19 protein-coding genes are annotated in these 22,211 nt (G+C 58.6%); 10 read left to right on the forward strand and 9 right to left on the reverse strand.

Annotation, left to right across the window (positions count from 1 at the left end; translation table 11 throughout):
- The first annotated feature begins 548 nt into the window (after positions 1-548).
- Positions 549-1,007 carry an REP-associated tyrosine transposase gene (locus ACP7A4_RS05605; protein WP_426245928.1) on the forward strand — a complete coding sequence of 153 codons (459 nt, stop codon included), beginning with the start codon at positions 549-551 and terminating at the stop codon, positions 1,005-1,007.
- Here the strand turns inward: ACP7A4_RS05605 and ACP7A4_RS05610 are convergent.
- The 6 genes from ACP7A4_RS05610 to ACP7A4_RS05635 form a co-directional block, all read right to left on the reverse strand.
- Positions 1,004-1,828, reverse strand: a complete 825-nt coding sequence (locus ACP7A4_RS05610) for an ABC transporter permease (protein WP_048364247.1) — start codon at positions 1,826-1,828, stop codon at positions 1,004-1,006. The genes ACP7A4_RS05605 and ACP7A4_RS05610 overlap by 4 nt on opposite strands.
- A 10-nt stretch (positions 1,829-1,838) precedes the next feature.
- The gene (locus ACP7A4_RS05615) at positions 1,839-3,086 is read right to left on the reverse strand and encodes an ABC transporter permease (protein ID WP_203301913.1); all 1,248 of its coding nucleotides are present in this window, start codon (positions 3,084-3,086) and stop codon (positions 1,839-1,841) included.
- A gap of 68 nt (positions 3,087-3,154) precedes the next feature.
- The gene (locus ACP7A4_RS05620; RefSeq protein WP_203301914.1) at positions 3,155-4,195 is read right to left on the reverse strand and encodes an ABC transporter substrate-binding protein; all 1,041 of its coding nucleotides are present in this window, start codon (positions 4,193-4,195) and stop codon (positions 3,155-3,157) included.
- Positions 4,196-4,229: 34 nt separating this feature from the next.
- Positions 4,230-5,354, reverse strand: a complete 1,125-nt coding sequence (locus ACP7A4_RS05625; RefSeq protein ID WP_059765246.1) for an ABC transporter ATP-binding protein — start codon at positions 5,352-5,354, stop codon at positions 4,230-4,232.
- A gap of 314 nt (positions 5,355-5,668) precedes the next feature.
- Positions 5,669-6,352 (reverse strand): response regulator, encoded by a 684-nt coding sequence (locus tag ACP7A4_RS05630; protein WP_173427009.1) that lies wholly within the window; start codon positions 6,350-6,352, stop codon positions 5,669-5,671.
- On the reverse strand, positions 6,318-8,711 hold the full coding sequence (locus ACP7A4_RS05635) for a PAS domain-containing sensor histidine kinase (RefSeq protein WP_426245932.1): 2,394 nt from the start codon (positions 8,709-8,711) through the stop codon (positions 6,318-6,320). Before ACP7A4_RS05635 ends, ACP7A4_RS05630 begins: the two co-directional genes overlap by 35 nt.
- 74 nt (positions 8,712-8,785) lie before the next feature.
- On the opposite strand from ACP7A4_RS05635, the gene ACP7A4_RS05640 reads away from it, so the two are divergent.
- The gene (locus tag ACP7A4_RS05640) at positions 8,786-9,784 is read left to right on the forward strand and encodes an alpha/beta hydrolase family protein (RefSeq protein ID WP_059765250.1); all 999 of its coding nucleotides are present in this window, start codon (positions 8,786-8,788) and stop codon (positions 9,782-9,784) included.
- A 3-nt stretch (positions 9,785-9,787) separates the two neighbouring features.
- On the opposite strand, the gene ACP7A4_RS05645 is transcribed toward ACP7A4_RS05640, so the two are convergent.
- Genes ACP7A4_RS05645 through ACP7A4_RS05655 form a run of 3 tightly spaced genes read right to left on the reverse strand, consistent with a single transcriptional unit; the run spans position 9,788 to position 12,247 of the window.
- Complete coding sequence (locus ACP7A4_RS05645) at positions 9,788-10,552, reverse strand: TerB family tellurite resistance protein (RefSeq protein WP_059765252.1); 765 nt, start codon at positions 10,550-10,552, stop codon at positions 9,788-9,790.
- A 1-nt stretch (position 10,553) separates the two neighbouring features.
- Positions 10,554-11,225 carry an N-acetylmuramate alpha-1-phosphate uridylyltransferase MurU gene (murU, locus tag ACP7A4_RS05650; RefSeq protein ID WP_203301917.1) on the reverse strand — a complete coding sequence of 224 codons (672 nt, stop codon included), beginning with the start codon at positions 11,223-11,225 and terminating at the stop codon, positions 10,554-10,556.
- Entirely contained in the window at positions 11,222-12,247 is a 1,026-nt protein-coding gene (locus ACP7A4_RS05655) for an aminoglycoside phosphotransferase family protein (protein ID WP_059765256.1), read from the reverse strand. Before ACP7A4_RS05655 ends, murU begins: the two co-directional genes overlap by 4 nt.
- Before the next feature lie 131 nt (positions 12,248-12,378).
- Here ACP7A4_RS05655 and ACP7A4_RS05660 point away from each other — a divergent pair, with 131 nt between their 5' ends.
- The 8 genes from ACP7A4_RS05660 to ACP7A4_RS05695 all read left to right on the forward strand — a co-directional run bounded on the left by ACP7A4_RS05660 (position 12,379) and on the right by ACP7A4_RS05695 (position 22,194).
- A complete protein-coding gene (locus ACP7A4_RS05660) occupies positions 12,379-15,129 on the forward strand; it encodes an LPS-assembly protein LptD (protein ID WP_426245936.1) in 2,751 nt (916 codons plus the stop codon).
- A complete protein-coding gene (surA, locus tag ACP7A4_RS05665) occupies positions 15,104-16,444 on the forward strand; it encodes a peptidylprolyl isomerase SurA (RefSeq protein WP_203301919.1) in 1,341 nt (446 codons plus the stop codon). Before ACP7A4_RS05660 ends, surA begins: the two co-directional genes overlap by 26 nt.
- Positions 16,441-17,430: a 4-hydroxythreonine-4-phosphate dehydrogenase PdxA gene (gene pdxA, locus ACP7A4_RS05670; protein WP_048364235.1), complete on the forward strand. Its 990-nt coding sequence runs from the start codon at positions 16,441-16,443 to the stop codon at positions 17,428-17,430. The genes surA and pdxA overlap by 4 nt, the downstream gene beginning before the upstream one ends.
- Positions 17,427-18,245: a 16S rRNA (adenine(1518)-N(6)/adenine(1519)-N(6))-dimethyltransferase RsmA gene (rsmA, locus tag ACP7A4_RS05675; protein ID WP_048364234.1), complete on the forward strand. Its 819-nt coding sequence runs from the start codon at positions 17,427-17,429 to the stop codon at positions 18,243-18,245. The genes pdxA and rsmA overlap by 4 nt, the downstream gene beginning before the upstream one ends.
- Positions 18,246-18,360: 115 nt before the next feature.
- The gene (apaG, locus tag ACP7A4_RS05680; RefSeq protein ID WP_059765265.1) at positions 18,361-18,738 is read left to right on the forward strand and encodes a Co2+/Mg2+ efflux protein ApaG; all 378 of its coding nucleotides are present in this window, start codon (positions 18,361-18,363) and stop codon (positions 18,736-18,738) included.
- Positions 18,738-19,622 (forward strand): symmetrical bis(5'-nucleosyl)-tetraphosphatase, encoded by an 885-nt coding sequence (locus ACP7A4_RS05685; protein WP_203301920.1) that lies wholly within the window; start codon positions 18,738-18,740, stop codon positions 19,620-19,622. Before apaG ends, ACP7A4_RS05685 begins: the two co-directional genes overlap by 1 nt.
- A 20-nt stretch (positions 19,623-19,642) precedes the next feature.
- A complete protein-coding gene (glpE, locus tag ACP7A4_RS05690; protein WP_059765269.1) occupies positions 19,643-19,972 on the forward strand; it encodes a thiosulfate sulfurtransferase GlpE in 330 nt (109 codons plus the stop codon).
- A 299-nt stretch (positions 19,973-20,271) separates the two neighbouring features.
- The gene (locus tag ACP7A4_RS05695) at positions 20,272-22,194 is read left to right on the forward strand and encodes a PrkA family serine protein kinase (RefSeq protein ID WP_048364230.1); all 1,923 of its coding nucleotides are present in this window, start codon (positions 20,272-20,274) and stop codon (positions 22,192-22,194) included.
- Positions 22,195-22,211: the final 17 nt, after the last annotated feature.

Consider the following 22,211-nt stretch of genomic DNA (forward strand, 5'->3'; position numbering starts at 1 on the left):
GTATACCGCGCGCCTCGACGCGCACACCGCCTTGCGGCCGCTACGCGACCGATCGCAGCCTTCGGCAGCGACTACATAGGCATACGCGACGCTGTAGTCGCTGCCGAAAATAGCGAAGGGCTGCATGACGCACCTTTTAGTGAGCTAAACACGGTGGCGCGCATGTATACCGCGCGCCTCGACGCGCACACCGCCTTGCGGCCGCTACGCGACCGATCGCAGCCTTCGGCAGCGACTACATAGGCATACGCGACGCTGTAGTCGCTGCCGAAAATAGCGAAGGGCGGCATGACGCACCTTTTAGTGAGCTAAACACGGTCGCGCGCATGTTTACCGCGCGCCCCGACGCGCACACCGCCTTGCGGCCGCTACGCGACCGATCGCAGCCTTCGGCAGCGACTACATAGGCATGCGCGACGCTGTAGTCGCTGCCGAAGGCTGCGATAAGGCCCAACAGCTTCCTGCAATATCTTGCCAATAAAGGCACAAGGCGTTGCCTGATAACCCATCTAACTTTAGAAAACATCTATCTTCACGAAGGCAAAGGAATGCCAAAATCCTACAACAGCAAACAACTACTCAAAGGCCGCTACTCCGAACCCGGCCGCATCTATATGCTCACTACCGTCACCGACCAACGACGCCCCGTATTCAGTGACTTCCATCTGGGCCGCCTGGTGGTCAACCAACTCCGACAAGCTCACGACGAAGGCATCGTCAACTCACTCGCCTGGGTCGTAATGCCTGATCACTGCCATTGGCTCGTAGAGTTACGCACAAAGTCGCTGGGTGAGTTGATGTGCCGAATAAAGTCGCGCAGCAGCGTCGCTGTCAATCTCGCCACCCAATCCACAAGCCGGCTATGGCAAAAGGGCTATCACGACCGCGCCTTACGCCGGGAAGATGACCTCAAGGCCGCCGCCCGCTACCTTATCCAAAACCCGATCCGCGCTCAGTTGACCTCGCGGATCGGCGATTACCCCCTGTGGGACGCCTGCTGGATTTAGACCTGTGCTGTACGCAGCTTCTCACTGCGCCCGCGCAACCACTCCAGCGTCAGTAGCAACACGACAGAGAACGCAATCAGCAGCGTGGCCGCTGCGGCAATAGTGGGGCTGAGGTTTTCACGGATGCCGCTGAACATCTGGCGCGGCAACGTCGCTTGCTCCGGCCCGGCCAGAAACAGCGTCACCACCACTTCATCAAACGAGGTGGCAAAGGCAAAAAGAGCACCTGAGATCACGCCCGGCGCAATCAGCGGTAAAGTCACCCGGCGAAAAGCGGTCAGCGGCGAAGCGCCCAAGCTGGCCGCCGCCCGCACCAGGTTTTGGTTGAACCCCTGCAACGTCGCCGACACGGTAATGATCACAAACGGCACGCCCAGCACCGCATGCACCACGATCAACGAGAAGTAGCTGTTACCCAGCCCCAAGGGCGCGAAAAACAGGTAGCTGGCCACACCAATAATCACCACCGGCACCACCATCGGCGAGATCACCAGCGCCATGACCAGCGCCTTGCCGGGGAAGTCACCACGGGTCAGTCCAATCGCCGCCAACGTGCCAAACACCATTGCCAATACCGTGGCCGCCGGGGCCACGATCACACTGTTTTTCAATGCGCGCATCCACTCGGCCGAGGCGAAGAAGTCCTGATACCAATGCAGCGAAAAGCCCTGCAACGGGTAAACCAGAAAACTTCCGGAGTTAAACGACAACGGGATGATCACCAGCACCGGCAAGATCAAAAACAACAGAATCAGCCCACAAAGGATGCGCAAGCTGTAGAACCACACCCGTTCAACGGGGGACATGTAAGGGCTCAGCATGGCGGCCTCCTTAATTCAGACGCAGGCGGGTGGCGCCCACCAGCCAGTTGTAAATCAGGTACAGCACCACCGTCGCCAGCAGCAGCAAACCGCCCAACGCCGTGGCCATACCCCAGTTGATGCTGGTATTGGTGTAGAACGCCACGAAATAACTGACCATTTGATCGTTAGGGCTGCCCAGCAATGCGGGGGTGATGTAGTAGCCAATTGCGATGATGAACACCAGCAGGCAACCGGCACCGACACCGGCATACGTCTGTGGGAAATAAACGCGCCAGAAGCTGGCAAATGGATGACAGCCCAGTGAGATCGCAGCCCGCATATAGGTCGGCGAAATACCCTTCATCACGCTGTAAATCGGCAAGATCATGAACGGTAATAGGATGTGCACCATCGAGATGTAGACCCCGGTGCGGTTAAACACCAACTCCAACGGTTTGTCGATGACGCCCATGCTCATCAGGGCACTGTTGATCAGCCCCCCAGATTGCAGCAAGACGATCCAGGCCGCGACGCGCACCAGCACCGAGGTCCAGAACGGCAGCAGCACCAGAATCATCAACAAGTTGCTTTGGCGCGCGGGCAAGTTGGCCAGCAGGTACGCCAAGGGGTATGCCAGCACCAGACAGATGCAGGTGATGACCAATCCCATCCAAAAGGTACGGGCAAAGATGTCCAGGTAAATCGCCTGATCCGGTGTGGCCGGAGCCACTTCGCCGAGGTCATCAATACGGTGATCGACCGCTGCCAGCAGGTAAAACGGGGTCACGCTTGAACTATTGCGCTTGATCGCCTGCCAATACGCCGGGTCACCCCAACGCTCGTCGAGGGTTTCCAGTGCGTCTTTGTAAGATGCCGGCACCGCCTTGAACGGCAGCGCTTTGGCAGTTTTCATCAACAGGCTGCGGTAGCCAGCCAACTCCATGTTCAGACGTTTGGACAAATCGCCCAATACTTGATTCTTGCGTGCCTCGGCCAAGTCCTCGCTGAGCGCCAGATACACCGGCTCAGCCGGTAAACCTTTGCCATCCCAGCCGTGCACCGCCACCACCGTGCGAGGCAAGCCTTCGACCACTTCCGGGTTGCCGACACTTTTGTACAACAGCGCAGCAATCGGCACCAAAAACACCAGCAGCAGAAAGATCACCAACGGTGCAATCAACGCCTGCGCCTTCCAGCGATTCACACGCTCAGCATGCGCCAGGCGCTTCTTCAAGCCGGGGCTGGAGACTTCGTTCAAGGGGATGGCGAGGGCCATGGCGAACTCCGCAAATCTTTAAACAAGGGCGACACGCCCTGACCGGGCGCGTCGGGTATCAGCGCGGCTTACTTGGCAGCCCACGCGTTGAAACGTTGCTCCAGTTGCTCGCCGTTATCAGCCCAGAAGCTGACGTCGATCTGCACCTGATCCTTGATGTTTTCAGGCGCAGTCGGCATGTCGGCTTGCACCTCTTTAGGCAGCAGCGGCATGGCCTCTTTATTCGCCGGGCCATACGCGATGTTTTGCGAGTACACACTCTGCTGTTGAGCTTTAAGCGTGAACTGCATGAACTTTTTCGCAGCCTCAGCTTTGGCCGGGCTCAAACCTTTAGGGATGGCCCACGCGTCGAAGTCGTAAATGCCGCCGTTCCACACGATCTTCAGGTTGCTTTCTTTTTGCACCGCAGCGATGCGGCCGTTGTACGCCGAGCTCATCACCACATCACCCGAGGCTAGGTACTGCGGCGGCTGTGCACCGGCTTCCCACCACTGGATGCTCGGTTTCAACTCGTCGAGTTTTTTGAAGGCGCGGTTCTGACCGTCCTTGCTCGCCAGCACCGTGTACACATCTTTGGGCGCAACCCCGTCTGCCATCAGTGCAAATTCCAATGTGTACTTGGCACCTTTGCGCAGCCCGCGTTTGCCGGGAAAGGTTTTGGTGTCCCAGAAATCCGCCCAACTGGTCGGCGCGGTTTTCAGCTTGTCAGCGTTGTAAGCCATGACCGTGGACCATACGAAGAAGCCTGCGCCGCATGACTGAATGGCGCCAGACACGTACTGATCGGGATTACCAAACAGTGCCGGATCCAGTTGCTCAAACATGTCTTCGTCACAACCACGGGACAGTTCGGGCGATTCAACCTCGACCAAATCCCACGAGATGCTTTTGGTGTCGACCATCGCTTTGATCTTGGCCATTTCACCGTTGTACTCACCGGCGATGATTTTGCCGTCGCCGCTGGCCTCCCAGGGCGCGTAAAACGCTTTGACCTGAGCGGCCTTGTTCGCCCCGCCAAACGAGACCACGGTCAGGTCGGTGGCCGCCAGCGCATTGGCGGCGCACAACAGGCCCATACTCAGGACCGATAATTTCAGGGATTTATGCATGGTGTTCTCCACAGGGTTGGTGAAGCCGGGGCGATTAATTCGCCTCTAAGAGAGGGTCCAGCGCACGTACGTGTTCAACCTGCCAACCGAGTGGCACCACGTCCCCGACGGCCAGCGTCGGGTCCAGTTCGGCGATCGGCTGTTTCACAAAAAAATCGTTCTTGCCGCAAACTTCCAGGCGCACCCGCACGTGGTCGCCCAGGTAGATGAACTCTTCAACTCGCCCCGAGAAACGGTTCACGCAGGACTCACTGGCGCCGTTGAGGCTGATGCGCTCCGGGCGGATCGACAGGGTCACCGGATCGCCGGTGCGCCCCACATTCACCGCCAGCGCTTGCACCTTCTCACCGCGGCTCAGTTCGACCACGCAACGCTCGCCGTCCTGACTGTGCAGGCGGCCATTGAGGCGGTTGTTTTCACCAATGAAATTGGCGACGAAGGTGTTTTTCGGCTCTTCGTAGAGGCTTCGCGGCGGGGCAATTTGCTGAATTTCACCTTGATGGAATACCGCCACCCGATCCGACATGGTCAGCGCTTCGCCCTGGTCGTGAGTCACGTAAACCACGGTCACACCGAGGCGCTGGTGCAGATGCTTGATCTCCATCTGCATGTGCTCGCGCAACTGCTTGTCCAGCGCGCCCAACGGCTCGTCCATCAGCACCAGCTGCGGTTCGAACACCAGCGCGCGCGCCAGTGCAACCCGCTGTTGCTGGCCGCCCGAAAGTTGCGCCGGGTAACGTTGGGCAAACGCATCGAGCTGCACCATGCTCAACACACGCTTGACCCGCTCACTGATATCCGTGCGATTGAGGCCGCGCACCGACAGCGGAAAGCCCAGGTTTTCAGCCACGGTCATGTGCGGGAACAGCGCGTAGTTTTGAAACACCATGCCAATGTCGCGCTTGTGCGGCGGCACGTTATTGATCGAGCGGCCCGCCAACAGGATTTCACCCGCGGTGGGCGTTTCAAAGCCTGCGAGCATCATCAGGCTAGTGGTTTTGCCCGACCCTGAAGGCCCGAGCAAGGTCAGAAACTCGCCTTTGCGAATGTCCAGATTGAGGTCTTTGACGATCAGGTTTTCGCCGTCATAGCTTTTTTGCACGCCACGAAAGCTGACCAAAATGTCATTCGACCCAGCGCTTGCACCGACCTCACTCATAGCCACACCTTTTGTTTTGGACTGCTGTAGCCCAAGACTAAAGAAGGCGCCAGCCCGCAGAAATCGGGGCGCAGGAGAGATTCACATGAGGCAGTTGGAAGATTAGGGGTAGGGCGTGCCCTACACAGATGTCGCGTTTAAGACAGTGAGACGCTTATGGCCAAGCACGATGGCAAATCAATGATACAAAACTGTCGTAATCAGACACGCCCCACTCGGTAGTCGCTGCCGAAGGCTGCGATGGGCTACGGCATTTAATGATCGTTCACTCTTATCGCAGCCTGCGCCAGCGACGACCGTTGCGGTTTCGTATTTCACACCAGCTTGTGTTCCATCGCGTACTTCACCAACTCCGCCAGCGAGGTGACGTTGAGTTTTTGCATCAAGCGCGCCTTGTGCGTACTGATGGTCTTGCTGCTCAAGGCCAGTTGCTGCGCGATGTCATTCACGTTTACGCCCTGCGCCAGTCGCTCGAATACTGAAAACTCCCGCTCCGACAACGACGCATGTAACGGCCGCGAATCAGTCAGGCCCACTTCAAACACCATGCGATCCGCCAACTCCGGGTCGATGTAACGCCCCCCTGCCGCCACTTTTCGAATCGCCGTGAGCAGCAACGCCGGATCACTGTCCTTGGTCGCATACCCCGCCGCACCAAATTTCAACGCCCGCGCCGCCATCTGCGCTTCGTCGTGCATCGACAACACCAAAATCGCGGGCGGGTTGTTCAAGGCACGTATCCGCGGGATCGCTTCCAGGCCGTTGACACCGGGCATCGAAATATCCAGCAGCACCACTTCGCACGGCACATGACGCAAGGTTTCCAGCAATTGCTCGCCATTGCTCGCCTCCCCCACGACCAGCAGGTCCTTGGCCAGGCCGATCAATTGCTTGATGCCTTCACGCACGATGGTGTGGTCTTCCGCTACCAGTACACGAATCACAGGTATTTCCTCATCAAGGTCATTTCGACGGCTGAACCAGCGGCACCCGCACATTCAGGGTGGTGCCTTCGCCCGGCACACTGTGCAACGACAGCGTACCCCCCAACATCAATACGCGTTCGCGCATGCCCACCAGCCCGAAAGAGGTTGGCCTGCCGGTGGCGGGAACAAACCCCAGGCCATCATCGCTGATGGTCAGACACAGCGATTGTTGTTCAATGCTTAAGGTCAACTCAACGGTTTGCGCCTGAGCATGGCGCATCACGTTGGTCAGCGCCTCCTGCAAAATCCGGAACAGACCTACTTCCTTGGCAGCACTCAGCGGTGGCAAATGTTCAGGCACCTGCACCAGACACGGAATTTGCGTACGTGCTTCAAAGCGCTGCGCCTGCCATTCGATGGCAGAACTGATGCCCGCGTCCAGAATGGGCGGGCGCAAGGCCGTGGCCACATCACGCACCAACTGAAACAGCTGAGCGATGAGCTTTTTCATACTGTTCAGGCGTTCGCGCAGCCCAGGGTCGAGGTCGGCATACGCCAGCTCACACATGGACGTTTCGAGTTTGAGCACGGTCAACATCTGCCCCAGCTCGTCGTGCACTTCGCGGGCGATACGTGCTTTTTCTTCTTCACGCACACTCTCAAGGTGCGCCGACAGTTCACGCAATTGACCACGCGAACTGTCGAGCTCCAGTTCAATGCGCTTGCTTTCGCTGATATCCCACACAATGCCGTCCCACACCACGGTGCCATCGCCCAGCCGCCGGGTGATGGCCTTGATCTCGGCCCAGCGCTGCTGACCATCGCGCGTAACAATGCGACCTTGCCACGCCCAGTCGCTGTCGCTGTCCAGCGCCAGGTCCTGCACGCGGTGGTAATCCGCCTTGTCGTCGGGATGTACCAGGCTGCGCAAACCGACTTCGCGTTTACGTAACGTCGCGGGCGAGAAGCCGGCCAAACTCTCACTGCCTTCACTGATGTAGGGGAAGTCCAACTCACCCGTGAGCAGTGAGCGCTCCAGACGAAACACCAGCCCCGGCACATTGGCCGCGATGCCTTGCAAGCGCGCATCACTCTCTTGCAGCGCGGCCTGCACGCGACGGCGTTCAGTGATGTCATTGAGGTACACGACCAAGTACTCCGCCGCCTGAAAACGCAGGAAGCTGAGGGTAATGTCCGCCGGAAACGTGCTGCCGTCGGCACGCACACATTGGCTTTCAAAGCGCTGCGCGCCGTCTTCACTGGCCCGTGCGCGCTTCCACAAACCGAGCCAGCGGTCCATCGTCAGCCCCGGTTCAAAATCACTCAAAGGTCGCTCAAGGACCGCACCCTGCGCACACCCGAGCATGTGTTCGGCGGCCTGATTGGCATAGCGCACGTGACTGTCCCAATTGACCCACAGAATGCCGACCGGGCTTTGGTCGATTGAAAACTGGGTCAGGCGCAACGCTTCGGCGCTCGCGACACGCAGCGCGATGTCTTCGCGCGCACTGAGCAGCGCCCGTTCCAGCGCGGTTTGCTGACGCCGCTGCCAGTACACAATCGCCATGCACGCCAACAACACTGCACCGATCAACAGGCTCAGGTTTTGCCAAAAGCCGGGCGAAGGGCCCAGGTGGGGGTATTTGGGCTGCAACCAGCGGGCATGCAGTTGCTCCATGTCGCGTGCCGGTATCGCATGCAGCCCGCGTTCGACGATCCCGGCCAGCTGCGGCCAATCGCGTCGGGTCGCCACGCGTAACAATTGCGGCAAACCGATATCGCCCACCACCGCTAACCCGGCGAACTCCGGCTCAACCGACAAGCGACTGAGTTGCGCTTCATCAATCACGGCATAGGTCGCTTGCTGGCTGAGCAACAATTGCAACGCCTGACGCTCCAGCGGCACGCCTTGCAAATTGAGTCCTGGGTAGCTGCTGCGTAAAAACTCCACCGTCGCACTGGGCATGCGCACCGCCACGCGAGTCTGGCTGTCGAGCCGCTCCAGATCGACCGCTCCGTTGCCGTTGCGCTCGCCTACCACCAACTGCGGCACCCGCATATACGGGTCGGAAAACAGCCACAGGCGCAACCCTGCCGGTGTTTGGGTCAGGCCCGGCACCAGATCAATCTCCCCGGCGCGGGCCGCTGCTTCAAGCTGCGCCAGATCCGGATAATTGCGCCAGCGCAACTCAACGTTCAACGCCTGCGCCAGCCACTTCATCAGCTCCACATTGGCCCCGGAGAGCTGTTGCAAACGCTGATCAAATTTGGCGTAAGGCGCTTGCAGCACCAGGCCGACCCGCAACTCCGGGTGCTGCGCCAGCCATTGTTGTTGCTCAACGCTCAACTGCGCCGCAGGCACGGGCGCTGCATGGCTCATCAAGGGCAGCCAGAACCAGCCGATAACCAACAGATAGCAAAAACGTGTCATCTGAACGCTCACACCCTGACAAATACTGATCAACCCTTTAGGCTGCCGGGATTACTTCTGGCCTGGAAAAACTGATGTCTTCTTACCGTCTGGCGCTGCCAGCCCTGTGCCTGTCGTTACTACTGCCCTTGGCATTACCGGTCTACGCTGCTGAGCCGCAGCCCGCTGCCGAGCCTGCACAACCTCAACCTGTTGAGCGTCAGCCCTTGCTCGAACGCAGCCAGGAAGACGCGACTGCGCTTGAACGACAGCTCCCGCAGCACGAACAGCAACAGCTGCAAGCGGGTGACGACACCTTCCTTGCGCTGTGGAAACCCGCTAACAGCAACGACCCCAGCGGTGCAGTGATTATCGTGCCCGGTGCAGGCGAAACCGCTGACTGGCCGCTGGCTATCAGCCCGCTGCGCAACAAACTGCCGGACGCCAACTGGGCCAGCCTGAGCCTGAGCTTGCCAGACCTGCAAAGCGAAGCCAGTCAGGCGCGCACCGTCGAACCCGAGAAATTACCTACGCCACAAGCGCCAGACAGTAGCAGCAAAGACGCCAGCACCACAGCCAAACCTATCGAACAGGCAGCCAGCGTCGGCACTGAAAACCCGGCGCCGGACGTCACGCCCCTCGCCACGCGTGAAGAGATGAACACCGCCGATGCCGAGCGCATCTTCGCCCGTATCGAGGCAAGCATTGCCTTCGCACAGCAGCAGAATGTGCGCAGCATCGTATTGTTGGGGCACGGCACGGGGGCGTATTGGGCAGCACGCTATGTGGCCGAAAAACAACCCGCAAATGTGTCAAAACTGGTGATGGTGGCCGCGCAGACACCGGCTCAGGCCCAGGCGGACTTGAGCCAAATGACCCCGACGCTCAAAGTCGCCTTGCTGGACGTCTTCTATAAAGACAACGCTTTGGCGCGCAAAGCGGCCCTGCAACGGCTGCAAGCCAGCAAGCGGGTGAATGGCGGAGAGTTTAAACAGGTGGCGTTAGCGGCTATTCCAGGCAACCGCGAGGCCGAGCAAGAACAGTTGTTTCGCCGAATTCGCGGCTGGCTCAGTCCGCAGCCTGTGGATAAGTAACGCTCAAAACCCGCGACGCTGGCGGATCAACGTGTAAGCGTGATGCAGCTCGCGGGTCGTCTCGGTCGCCTCAAGCACTTGAGAGGGGCTTGCACCCGAGCCTGCCACCTTGTCCGGGTGATGACGGCTGAGCAAACGTCGATAGGCGCGCTTGATCTGCGCCGGATCACTCTGGTCGGTGACGCCCAACAGCGTGAGCGACTCTTGATACGTGCCGCCACGCGTTGCCAGCGGTCTTTTTGGGGCCTCGTAATCAGCGCCCAACGCTTGAATCTGTTGCGGGGTCCAGCCCAGCCAACGCCCCCAGCGCACAATCAATTCACGCTCCCGGGTGTCGACCCGGCCATCGGCAATGATCATCCGCCAGCACGCGCGCAAAACACCTTCTGCGGCGTGGGGCTGTGACTTGAGGCGCCGCAAATAACCGCGCAATGATTCATTGCCGGACTTGCCACGATTGAAGGCGCCAATCGCCCGTTTCTGCGCAGGCGCGCTCATGTCGAGCAAACGCATCTCTTGGCGCGCCTGCTCAATGTGTTTATCCACCACTCGCCCACCGCTTTTGGCCAGACGACCGAGCAACACAAACAGCAGTTCGTCATTGCGCAGCACTGCACGTCCGCCCAGGCGTTCGCGCAGATGCGCCCAGCTGTGCAGTTGCAGACGCCGGTCCAGCGCCTGCCCCAGCAATGCACCGAGCATGGCCCCCGGAATACTGGCTATCAAAAAGCCACCTCCGGCTCCGATCAGAGTCCCTGGCCACAGCATATTAGTGAGCGCCCTTGATCAAGGTCTCAACCTCAGCCAAACGCTCATGCGTACCTACATCTACCCAATGCCCTAGCAAACGCTCTCCTGATACACGGCCGGCGGCCATGGCTGTACGTAATAACGGCGCCAACTTGAACGCGCCGCCCGTGCAGCCGCTGAACAACTGGGGGCTGAGTACGGCGATGCCGCTGTAGGTCAGCGTGGGCGCGTTCGGTTGTGCATCTTTGATCTGCGAGTCCATCAGGCAAAAATCACCTGTGGGGTGGTGCGCCGGGTTATCCACCAGCACCAAATGCGCAAGCCCGGCAAGCGGCTGGCGCAGGGCGCTAAAGTCATAGTCGGTCCAGATATCACCGTTCACCACCACAAACGGGTTATCGCCCAACAACGGCAATGCTTTAAAAATCCCGCCGCCGGTTTCCAAGGGTTCGCCTTCAGCGGAGTACTGAATGCTGACACCCAACTGTGAACCATCACCCAAGTGATCTTCTATCTGCTGACCGAGCCAGGCGTGATTGATCACGATCTCGGTAAAACCTGCGGCGGCCAGCGCACGCAGGTGGTACTCGATCAGAGGCACACCGCCCGCACGAATCAGCGGTTTTGGCGTGTGCAGGGTCAAGGGGCGTAAACGCTCGCCTTTGCCCGCAGCCAGAATCATCGCCTTCATAGGGGCGCCTCGGCGGGCTGACGCAGGCTTACAAACAGCTCACCCAATTGCGCCAGTTCAGGACGGCGCGCCAGTACCGCTTCTATATAGGAGAAGAAGCGCGGCACATCCGCCAGGTAACGCGGCTTGCCGTCGCGGTGGCAAATACGCGCGAAGATACCGATCACCTTCAAATGGCGTTGCACGCCCATCAGGTCGCTGGCACGCAAAAAGTCCTGCAAGACCGGCTGCACGGGAATCGCCAAATGACGCGCGCTCTCCCAATAGTTGCTCAGCCACTGCAATACCCGCTCCTCTGGCCAACTGAGGAATGCATCCTTGAACAAGCAGGTGATGTCATAGGTCACCGGGCCATATACCGCGTCCTGGAAATCCAGCACGCCGGGGTTGGGGATGCTCAACATCAGATTGCGCGGCATAAAGTCGCGGTGCACCAGCACTTTGGGCTGTGCCAGGGCGCTGTCGATCAACAGATCGCTGACCTGCTGCCACAGCGCCTGCTGTTGCTCATCCAGCTCAATGCCCAAGTGACGGCGCACGTACCATTCAGGGAACAACTCCAGCTCGCGGCGCAGCAAGGCCACGTCATAGCTGGGCAATGGCTCGGTCATTGGCAACTGCTGAAAGGCCAGCAGCGCTTCAATGGCGTCGTCGAACAGCTCATCGGCGTTATCTTCATTAATAACGTCAAGAAAGGTTTTATTGCCCAGGTCATTGAGCAAAAGAAACCCGCGCTCGAGGTCCTGAGCAAAAATTTTCGGCACATTTATTTCGCTTGTGCGCAGTAATTCGGCGATATCGACGAAAGGTTTGCAGTTTTCCTGGGGGGGCGGAGCGTCCATGACGATAAAACTGCGACCCTCGGCCTCCCAGCGAAAATACCGCCGAAAGCTCGCATCGCTGCTGGCCGCAGTCAACGTGGCCGGGGGGACGAGGCCCCAGCCTTGATTTAAAAACAGGGCAGATAATTGCTCATCGAGCCAAACTTTCAGGTGTTGCAGGCGTACATCTTGGTCAGGCATTGCGTGGGTCTCCGACGGCCCTAGCCGTCAAGCGGGTCATGCTTTATTATCCAGCATCTTTTCCAGACCATCGAGAGGCGTGCGGTCCCCCACCGCGGGCTGATGGCACGCAGGAAGCCCGGACTAATAAGATGGCATTGAAATCCCCCGCGTTTCGTAAAAAATTTCCGTTGCTGGTAACCGGCAGTTTGCTGGCCATGCAACCTTTAGCTGCGCCATTCGCTGTTGCCGAGGAGCAGTATGACTGTTCCGTGTCGGCTTCGGGCGGCTGGGATTGCGCACCGAAAGCGACGACGGCTCAATTGCCGCCGCGCCCGGTTCACAGCGATGCATCGGTCGGCGCCAGTGGCGAGACGATCGAGCAAGTCGCCCAGACCCCGTTGGTGACAGAAGCCAAAGGCCGTGGTCTGAAAGCGCGCAGTGCCGACTACAGTCACCTTGACTGGGTGGAGCGCGACAAGCTGACCCCTGCACAACTGGCCGAAACCGGCCCGTATTGCTCGGGCGCTTACATCGAGCCAATCCGTCCGGGCATGAATGACCCGACCAGCAAAAGCGACTCCCCGACCTTTATCGGCGCCAAGGCTTCCCGCTACCAGCAGGAAGAGCAGATCGCGACGCTGGCCGGTGACGTTGTCATGCGTCAGGGCAGCATGCAGATCGAAGCCGACGAAGCCAGCCTGTATCAGGCTGAAAACCGGGGCGAGCTGAACGGCAAGGTCCGTCTGCGTGACAACGGTGCGTTGATTGTCGGCGATCACGCCGATGTTCAGCTCGACACCGGCGCAGCCAAGGTCGACAACGCTGAATACATCCTGCACAAGTCGCGCATTCGCGGCAGTGCGCTGTACGCCAAGCGCGGCGAAAACGCCATCATCCGCCTCAAGGATGGTACGTACACCACGTGCGAACCGAACAGCAATGCCTGGCAACTCAAGGGCAACAACATCACGTTGAACCCGGCCACCGGTTTCGGTACGGCCACCAACGTGACGTTGCGGGTTAAAGACATTTCGGTCTTCTACACCCCGTACATCTATTTCCCGATCGACGACCGCCGTCAGTCCGGTTTCCTGCCGCCGTCCTTCAGCAGCAGCACCGACACCGGCTTTATGCTCGTGACCCCGTACTACTTCAACCTGGCGCCGAACTACGATGCCACGTTGTACCCGCGCTACATGACCAAACGCGGCTTGTTGATGGAAGGCGAATTCCGCTACCTGACCGAGTCGAGCGAAGGTCAGTTTGGTGCCGCTTATCTGAACGACAAGGATGACAAGCGCAAAGACCAGACCGACTACAAAGACACCCGCTACATGCTCAACTGGCAGCACAAGGGTGGCCTGGATTCGCGCGTACTGACGCAGGTCGACTACACCAAGATCAGCGACCCGTATTACTTCCAGGACCTGCAAAGCGATCAGATCGGGGTTGAAAGCCGCGAATACGTGAACCAGCAAGGTTCGGTGACCTACCGTGGCGACACCTACAACGCCACGCTGAATGCTCAGGCCTATCAAATGGCCACCGTTACCCAGATCACGCCGTACAACAAGTTGCCGCAAATCACCTTCAACGGTGCATTGCCGTACCACCCGGGCGGTCTGGACTTCAAATACGACACCGAGATTGTTCGCTTTGAGCGCAGCTTGGAAAACGGCGACTACACCAACGAAGACGGCACGGTCGCTAGCCGACTGGATACCCGTGTCGCAGGCTTGGCCCGCGCCAACGGTACGCGCCTGAACCTTGCGCCGAGCATGAGCTTGCCGATGACCGCGAGCTACGGCTACGTGACTCCATCGCTCAAGTACATGTACACCCAGTACGATCTTGATCTGGACACCAAAGGCAAACAGACCTTGCTGAAAGGGGAGCAATACAATAGCTCTCAAACCCGTAGCGTCCCGATCGCCAGTATCGACAGCGGCCTGTACTTCGACCGCAACACTCAATGGTTCGGCACAAACTATCGCCAAACCCTTGAGCCTCGTGCGTTCTACCTGTATGTGCCCGAGCGCGATCAAAGCGACATTCCAATCTTCGACACCAGCGAAAGCACGTTCAGCTACTCCTCGCTGTGGCGTGACAACCGCTTCACCGGTTCGGACCGCGTGGGTGACGAGAACAAGCTGTCGCTGGGCCTGACCAGCCGCTGGATCGAAGACAACGGCTTTGAACGCCAACGCGTCAGCGTCGGCCAGGCTTACTACTTCAAGGACCGCAAAGTTCAGTTGCCGGGCATTTCCGACGACCGTAAGGACGCGACCTCCAACGTTTCCCCGTATGCACTGGAATACGCCTATCGCTTCAACCGCGACTGGCGTGCAACCGCTGACTACAACTGGGACCCGGAAACCCGCAGCCCGCGTTCTGGCAGCGCGATGATGCACTACCAGCCTGAAGACAACCCGAACAAGGTGGTCAACGCTGGCTTCCGCTATCGCAACGACCAGGTTCGCTACGACCAGTACACCGGTAAGTGGACCGTTGGCGGAGGCGATTACCTGTCTCCAGGCCAGCCTGGCTACATCAAGGATTACTACAAGATCAAGCAGCACGATTTCTCGGTGATCTGGCCGATCGTGCCGCAGTGGAACGTGATCAGCCGCTGGCAGTACGACTACAACCGCAACCGTACACTGGAAGCCTTCGGTGGTTTCGAGTACGACAACTGCTGCTGGAAACTTCGTCTGATCAACCGTTACTGGGTCTCCAACGACGAATACACCCAAGAAGCCCCTCAAAACGAGAAGGGCGACCATGGTCTCTTCCTTCAAATTGTGCTGAAAGGTCTCGGTGGCGTTGTTGGCACCAAAGTAGAGAGCTTCCTCGACAAAGGCATCCAAGGTTATCGTGAACGTGAAGATCAAGCTTTCTGAGTGTCTGCGCCCGCTAGTGCTGGGCGCGTTGTTCCTGGGTACCGCGGCTCACGCCGCGGTTCAGCCTCTGGATAAAGTTGTGGCCATCGTCGATAACGACGTGATCATGCAGAGCCAACTGGACCAACGCGTTCAGGAAGTTCAGAAGACCATCGCCAAGCGCGGTCAGGGCGTACCGCCTGCCAGCGTTCTGGATCAGCAAGTGCTGGAGCGCCTGATCGTCGAAAACCTGCAATTGCAGATCGGCGAGCGCTCGGGCATTCGCATCACCGATGAAGAGCTGAACCAGGCTGTGGGCACGATTGCCCAGCGCAACAACATGACCATTGACCAGTTCCGTCAGGCGCTGGCTCGTGATGGCCTGTCGTATGAAGATGCCCGTGACCAGATCCGTCGCGAGATGATCATCAGCCGTGTGCGTCAACGCCGTGTGGCCGAGCGCATTCAGGTGACCGATCAGGAAGTGCAAAACTTCCTCAAGTCCGATCTGGGCAAGATGCAAATGTCCGAAGAGTTCCAACTGGCCAACATCCTGATTCCAACGCCTGAAAGCGCGAATTCGGAAGCGATCCAGAACGCCTACAAACAAGCGGTTGATATCTACAACCAGCTGAAAAAAGGCGCTGACTTCGGCCAAATGGCAATCGCACGCTCGGGCAGCGATACCGCGCTGGAAGGTGGCGACATGGGCTGGCGTAAAGCGGCTCAACTGCCACCACCGTTCGACCGACTGTTGAGTGAAATGCCGGTGGGCGACATCACTGAGCCTATTCGCACGCCAGGCGGTTTCATCATCCTCAAACTCAATGCCAAACGTGGCGGTGAGTCTGTGGTGGTGGACGAGGTGCACGTGCGCCACATCCTGCTCAAGCCAACAGAAATCCGCAATGAAGAACAGACCAAAATACTGATCAATAAAATCCACGACCGTATAGAAGCGGGCGAAGATTTTGCGACCTTGGCTAAAACCTACTCCGAAGATCCGGGTTCGGCGCTTAACGGCGGCGATCTGAACTGGGTTAACCCGGATTCGCTGGTGCCTGAGTTCCGCGCAGCCATGGCTGATACCCCGCAAGGCGTGTTGTCCAAGCCGTTTCAGACCCAATACGGCTGGCATGTACTGGAAGTGCTTGGCCGCCGCGCCACTGACAGCACGTCTCAAGCACGCGAACAACAGGCCATGAACGCCCTGCGTAACCGCAAGTACGACGAAGAGCTGCAAACCTGGCTGCGTCAGATCCGCGATGAAGCCTATGTAGAGATCAAACTGCCTGGCGCCACCTCGCAAGAGAACGCCGACCAGGCAACACAGTGAAAAACCCGCGTTTTGCACTGACACCCGGCGAACCGGCAGGCATAGGTCCAGACCTGTGCCTGCTACTCGCCTCGCAACACCAGCCACATCCCCTGATTGCCATCACCAGCTGCGACCTGCTCACTGAGCGGGCCGCGCAGCTCGGTGTGGCTGTCACCCTGCTGCCGGTCAGCCCCGGCCACTGGCCTGAGCATCCGGCGCCAGCAGGCAGTTTGTATGTTTGGGATACGCCTTTGCACGCCCCTGTCACGGCGGGCACTCTGGACCAGGCCAACGCAGCCTTTGTGCTGCACACCCTGACCCGCGCCGCCCAAGGCTGCCTCGATGGCGACTTTGCAGGCATGATCACCGCCCCGGTACACAAAGGCGTGATCAATGAGGCCGGCATTCCCTTCTGCGGCCATACCGAATTCCTCGCCGACCTGACCCGCACTGAACAAGTGGTGATGATGCTGGCCACCCGCGGACTTCGCGTGGCGCTGGTCACAACGCACTTGCCGCTGCGTCAGGTCGCCGATGCAATCACCCCCGAGCGACTGATGCGCGTTACGCGTATTTTGCACGCCGACCTGCAACACAAATTCGGCATCGCCCAACCGCGCATCCTGGTGTGCGGGCTCAACCCCCACGCTGGCGAGGGCGGACATTTGGGCCATGAAGAAATCGACATTATTGAACCCACCCTGGAGCTACTGCGCAGCGAGGGCATGGACCTGCGTGGCCCGCTGCCTGCTGACACTCTGTTTACCCCCAAATATCTGGAACACTGCGACGCAGTGCTGGCGATGTACCACGACCAAGGCCTGCCCGTGCTGAAATACAAAGGGTTTGGCGCCGCCGTCAACATCACCCTGGGCTTGCCGATTATCCGCACCTCCGTAGACCATGGCACTGCCCTGGACCTGGCGGGCAGCGGCAAGATCGACACCGGCAGCCTGCAAGTCGCCCTGGAAACCGCCTACCAGATGGCCGAGACCCGTATATGAACGAGCAATACCAACACAAGGCGCGCAAGCGTTTTGGCCAAAACTTCCTGCATGACGCCGGTGTTATCGACCGCATTCTGCGTGCCATCAATGCCAAGGCCTGCGACCGACTGCTGGAAATCGGCCCGGGCCAAGGCGCATTGACCGAAGGCATCCTCGACAGCGGCGGCCAGCTCGACGTTGTTGAACTCGACAAAGACCTGATCCCGATCCTGAACCAGCAGTTTGCCGGCATGAGCAACTTCACCCTGCACCAGGGTGACGCGCTGAAGTTCGACTTCAAAAGCCTCAACGCCGCACCGCGCACTCTGCGCGTAGTGGGCAACCTGCCGTACAACATCTCCACACCGCTGATTTTTCACCTGCTGAAAAACGCCGAGCTGATTCGCGACATGCACTTCATGCTGCAAAAAGAAGTGGTTGAGCGCATGGCCGCAGGGCCAGGCGGTGGTGACTGGGGTCGCTTGTCGATCATGGTTCAGTACCACTGCCGCGTCGAACATCTGTTCAACGTAGGGCCGGGCGCATTCAACCCGCCGCCTAAAGTTGATTCGGCGATTGTCCGCCTGGTGCCGCACGAAGTCCTTCCGCACCCGGCCAAAGACCATCGCCTGCTGGAACGCGTGGTTCGCGAAGCCTTTAATCAGCGTCGCAAAACCCTGCGCAACACCCTCAAAGCCTTGCTCAGCAACGCTGAAATCGAAGCCGCAGGCGTCGATGGCAGCAAGCGTCCTGAGCAACTCGACCTCGCCGCCTTTGTGCGCCTGGCTGACAAGCTCAGCGAACAACCGGTCGCAGCGCCCGCTGCCGACTGATTGAACGCGCAAAACGGGTACAGGCCACATCTGGCCTAGTACCCGTGTCTTGGCCTAGACTCAGGCATCAGTTTTATCCCAAGCTGTGTCTCCGCATTCAAGTAAGGCCTTCAGAATGTCTGATCCCCGCTATCAGGTCGACGTCAGCGTCGTCACCCGTTACTTGCCAGAACAATCCCAACCCGATCAGGATCGCTATGCCTTCGCCTATACCATCACGGTGAAGAACAACGGCTCTGTGCCTGCAAAATTATTGTCACGTCATTGGGTGATCACCGATGGCGATGGGCACGTCGAAGAAGTGCGTGGTGCAGGGGTCGTGGGCCTTCAACCGTTGATTCAATCCGGTGAGGAGCACACCTACAGCAGCGGTTCGGTCATCACGACCAAGGTCGGCACCATGCAAGGCAGTTACCTGATGCAGGCTGACGACTATGAGTTCAAAGCCACCATCGCGCCCTTCCGCCTCGCTGTACCCGGAGCGTTGCACTGATGACGGTGTATGCCGTTGGCGACCTGCAAGGCTGCCTGCAACCGCTTAAATGCCTGCTGGAGCGGGTTGCGTTCAACCCGACCACAGACACCCTCTGGCTGGTGGGCGACCTGGTCAATCGTGGCCCCGAGTCACTGGAGACCCTGCGCTATCTGTACCGCATGCGCGAATCGCTGGTGTGCGTGCTGGGCAACCATGACCTGCACCTGCTTGCAGTGGGCCACAATATTGAGCGCCTGAAAAAAGGCGACACGCTGCGCGAGATCCTTGACGCCCCGGATTGCGCCGAGCTGCTCAATTGGCTACGCCAACAGCCGCTCCTGCACTACGACCTGGTGCGCAATACCGCACTGGTCCATGCGGGCATTCCACCGCAGTGGAGCCTGAAAAAAGCCCTCAAGTACGCCAGCGAAGTGGAACATGCACTAAGGGATGACAACCTGCTGGGGCCTTTTCTCGACGGCATGTACGGCAACGAACCGGCCAAGTGGGACAACGACCTGACCGGCATCGCACGCCTGCGGGTGATTACCAACTACTTTACGCGCATGCGCTTTTGTACCCGCGACGGCAAACTCGACCTTAAAAGCAAAGAAGGCGTCGGCAGCGCCCCACCCGGTTACGCACCGTGGTTCAGTTACAAAGAACGTAAAACTCAAGACCTGAAGATCATCTTCGGGCATTGGGCCGCACTGGAAGGCCACTGCAAGGAGCCGGGGATTTTCGCCCTCGACACCGGTTGCGTCTGGGGCGGGGCCATGACCCTGCTCAATGTCGACACCGGCCAGCGTTTAAGCTGCGATTGCGACGACCTCCACCTTGCGGCCCCTGTCACGGCTCACCCCCCTTCCCAACCTTTGGGCGCAGCCCCCACGCGCCCGTAGTCAGGCCACAGGAATTTCCCATGACCGAATTCAAACGTATCCCGCCCCAGCAAGCCCAAACACTGCGCGAAAAGGGTGCCGTAGTGGTTGATGTCCGCGACCCGCAAGCCTTTGCCGCCCGACATATCACTGGCGCCAAACACCTGGATAACCATTCGCTGCACGACTTCATTACCAAAGCCGATCTAGACGCGCCACTGATCGTCGCCTGCTACCACGGCAACTCCAGCCAAAGTGCAGCGGCCTATCTGGTTGGCCAAGGCTTTAGCGAGGTGTACAGCCTGGACGGTGGCTTCGAACTATGGCTCACGACTTTTCCGCAAGAAACGTGCGAAGGATCTGCCGAATAATTTTTAATAAACGCCAAGCCCGCGTATTCAGTGGGCTGGCGCCCCGCCAGACCAACGGTCTAACGCAACAAATCACGCATCTCGCCTTGACCTCTCCCATAACCAACTATCCTTTAGCTCAGGCCATCCGAATCTGGGGAGAGCCGGTACACCGGCGTATGGATCATCAGTAGTAACTTCAAAGGGTTAGCCCCTTTGATGGTGTCCTGGGGGGTACACAGCGACTGCAACGTTGCTGCATGCCAGCACTCGAACTGACCGATCAATCGCCGGCTCCACGTATCGAGCGAGGTGACGTCATGAGTATTTTTAGCCACTTCCAACAACGCTTTGAATCCACACGCCAAGAAGAGCTCACGCTCCAGGAATACCTTGAGCTGTGCAAAAACGACAAAAGCGCTTACGCCTCTGCCGCCGAAAGGCTGCTGCTGGCCATCGGTGAACCGGAACTGCTGGACACCTCGACCAACTCTCGCCTGTCGCGAATCTTCTCCAACAAAGTGATTCGCCGCTATCCGGCCTTTGCTGACTTCCATGGAATGGAAGAATGCATTGAACAGATCGTCTCGTATTTCCGCCACGCCGCCCAAGGGCTGGAAGAAAAGAAACAAATCCTCTACCTGCTCGGCCCGGTGGGCGGCGGCAAGTCCTCGCTGGCCGAAAAGCTCAAACAGCTGATCGAGAAGGTGCCGTTCTATGCCATTAAAGGCTCGCCCGTATTCGAGTCGCCACTGGGGCTGTTCAACGCCACAGAAGATGGCGCCATCCTTGAAGAAGACTTCGGGATTTCCAAGCGCTACCTGAGCACCATCATGTCGCCGTGGGCCACCAAACGGCTGGCCGAGTTTGGCGGTGACATCAGCCAGTTTCGCGTGGTCAAGCTCTATCCCTCCATCCTCAACCAGATCGCGGTGGCAAAAACCGAGCCGGGGGATGAGAACAACCAGGACATTTCTGCGCTGGTGGGCAAGGTTGATATCCGCAAACTCGAAGAATTCCCACAGAACGACGCCGATGCTTACAGCTACTCGGGCGCACTGTGCCGGGCCAACCAGGGCCTGATGGAGTTCGTCGAAATGTTTAAAGCGCCGATCAAGGTGCTGCACCCGCTGCTTACCGCCACTCAAGAAGGTAACTACAACAGCACCGAAGGGCTGGGGGCGATTCCGTTTACCGGAGTCTTGCTGGCGCACTCCAACGAGTCGGAGTGGCACACCTTCCGCAACAACAAAAACAACGAAGCGTTTATCGACCGGATTTACATCGTCAAAGTGCCGTACTGCCTGCGCGTCAGCGACGAAGTCAAAATCTACGACAAATTGCTGTTCAACAGCTCGCTGGCCAAAGCCCACTGCGCCCCTGACACCCTGAAGATGCTCGCTCAGTTCACCGTACTGTCACGCCTCAAAGAGCCGGAAAACTCCAATATCTACTCCAAGATGCGCGTGTATGACGGTGAAAACCTCAAAGACACCGATCCGAAAGCCAAATCCATTCAGGAGTACCGCGACACGGCTGGCGTAGACGAAGGCATGAACGGCCTGTCGACCCGCTTTGCCTTCAAGATCCTGTCCAAGGTGTTCAACTTCGACCCGCACGAAATTGCCGCCAACCCGGTGCACCTGCTGTATGTGCTCGAACAGCAGATCGAGCAGGAACAGTTCCAGCCTGAAACCCGCGAACGTTATCTGCGGTTCCTGAAAGAGTACTTGGCACCACGCTATATCGAGTTCATCGGCAAAGAGATCCAGACCGCGTACCTGGAGTCCTACAGCGAATACGGACAGAACATCTTCGACCGCTACGTGCTTTACGCAGACTTCTGGATTCAGGATCAGGAGTACCGCGATCCCGAAACCGGCGAAATCCTCAACCGCGTGGCGCTCAACGAGGAGCTGGAAAAAATCGAAAAACCGGCCGGTATCAGCAACCCGAAAGATTTCCGCAACGAAATCGTCAACTTCGTGTTGCGCGCCCGTGCCAACAACAACGGCAAAAATCCGACCTGGCTCAGCTACGAAAAACTGCGGGTCGTGATCGAGAAGAAAATGTTCTCCAACACTGAAGACCTGCTACCGGTCATCAGCTTCAACGCCAAGGCGAGCAAAGAGGATCAACAGAAACACAACGACTTTGTGACCCGAATGGTCGAACGCGGCTACACCGACAAACAAGTACGACTGCTCTCCGAGTGGTACCTGCGGGTCAGAAAATCGCAGTGATGCAGCGCCAGGCACCC

It is taken from the genome of Pseudomonas sp. TWR3-1-1 (genome assembly GCF_049896545.1).
GTDB classification, from domain to species: domain Bacteria; phylum Pseudomonadota; class Gammaproteobacteria; order Pseudomonadales; family Pseudomonadaceae; genus Aquipseudomonas; species Aquipseudomonas weihenstephanensis.

Coding starts and splice junctions, on each gene's coding strand:
- ACP7A4_RS05605 (WP_426245928.1), top strand. CDS start 549: ATGCCAAAATCCTACAACAGCAAACAACTACTCAAAGGCCGCTACTCC.
- ACP7A4_RS05610 (WP_048364247.1), bottom strand. CDS start 1,828: ATGCTGAGCCCTTACATGTCCCCCGTTGAACGGGTGTGGTTCTACAGC.
- ACP7A4_RS05615 (WP_203301913.1), bottom strand. CDS start 3,086: ATGGCCCTCGCCATCCCCTTGAACGAAGTCTCCAGCCCCGGCTTGAAG.
- ACP7A4_RS05620 (WP_203301914.1), bottom strand. CDS start 4,195: ATGCATAAATCCCTGAAATTATCGGTCCTGAGTATGGGCCTGTTGTGC.
- ACP7A4_RS05625 (WP_059765246.1), bottom strand. CDS start 5,354: ATGAGTGAGGTCGGTGCAAGCGCTGGGTCGAATGACATTTTGGTCAGC.
- ACP7A4_RS05630 (WP_173427009.1), bottom strand. CDS start 6,352: ATGTGCGGGTGCCGCTGGTTCAGCCGTCGAAATGACCTTGATGAGGAA.
- ACP7A4_RS05635 (WP_426245932.1), bottom strand. CDS start 8,711: ATGACACGTTTTTGCTATCTGTTGGTTATCGGCTGGTTCTGGCTGCCC.
- ACP7A4_RS05640 (WP_059765250.1), top strand. CDS start 8,786: ATGTCTTCTTACCGTCTGGCGCTGCCAGCCCTGTGCCTGTCGTTACTA.
- ACP7A4_RS05645 (WP_059765252.1), bottom strand. CDS start 10,552: ATGCTGTGGCCAGGGACTCTGATCGGAGCCGGAGGTGGCTTTTTGATA.
- murU (WP_203301917.1), bottom strand. CDS start 11,225: ATGAAGGCGATGATTCTGGCTGCGGGCAAAGGCGAGCGTTTACGCCCC.
- ACP7A4_RS05655 (WP_059765256.1), bottom strand. CDS start 12,247: ATGCCTGACCAAGATGTACGCCTGCAACACCTGAAAGTTTGGCTCGAT.
- ACP7A4_RS05660 (WP_426245936.1), top strand. CDS start 12,379: ATGGCATTGAAATCCCCCGCGTTTCGTAAAAAATTTCCGTTGCTGGTA.
- rsmA (WP_048364234.1), top strand. CDS start 17,427: ATGAACGAGCAATACCAACACAAGGCGCGCAAGCGTTTTGGCCAAAAC.
- apaG (WP_059765265.1), top strand. CDS start 18,361: ATGTCTGATCCCCGCTATCAGGTCGACGTCAGCGTCGTCACCCGTTAC.
- ACP7A4_RS05685 (WP_203301920.1), top strand. CDS start 18,738: ATGACGGTGTATGCCGTTGGCGACCTGCAAGGCTGCCTGCAACCGCTT.
- glpE (WP_059765269.1), top strand. CDS start 19,643: ATGACCGAATTCAAACGTATCCCGCCCCAGCAAGCCCAAACACTGCGC.
- ACP7A4_RS05695 (WP_048364230.1), top strand. CDS start 20,272: ATGAGTATTTTTAGCCACTTCCAACAACGCTTTGAATCCACACGCCAA.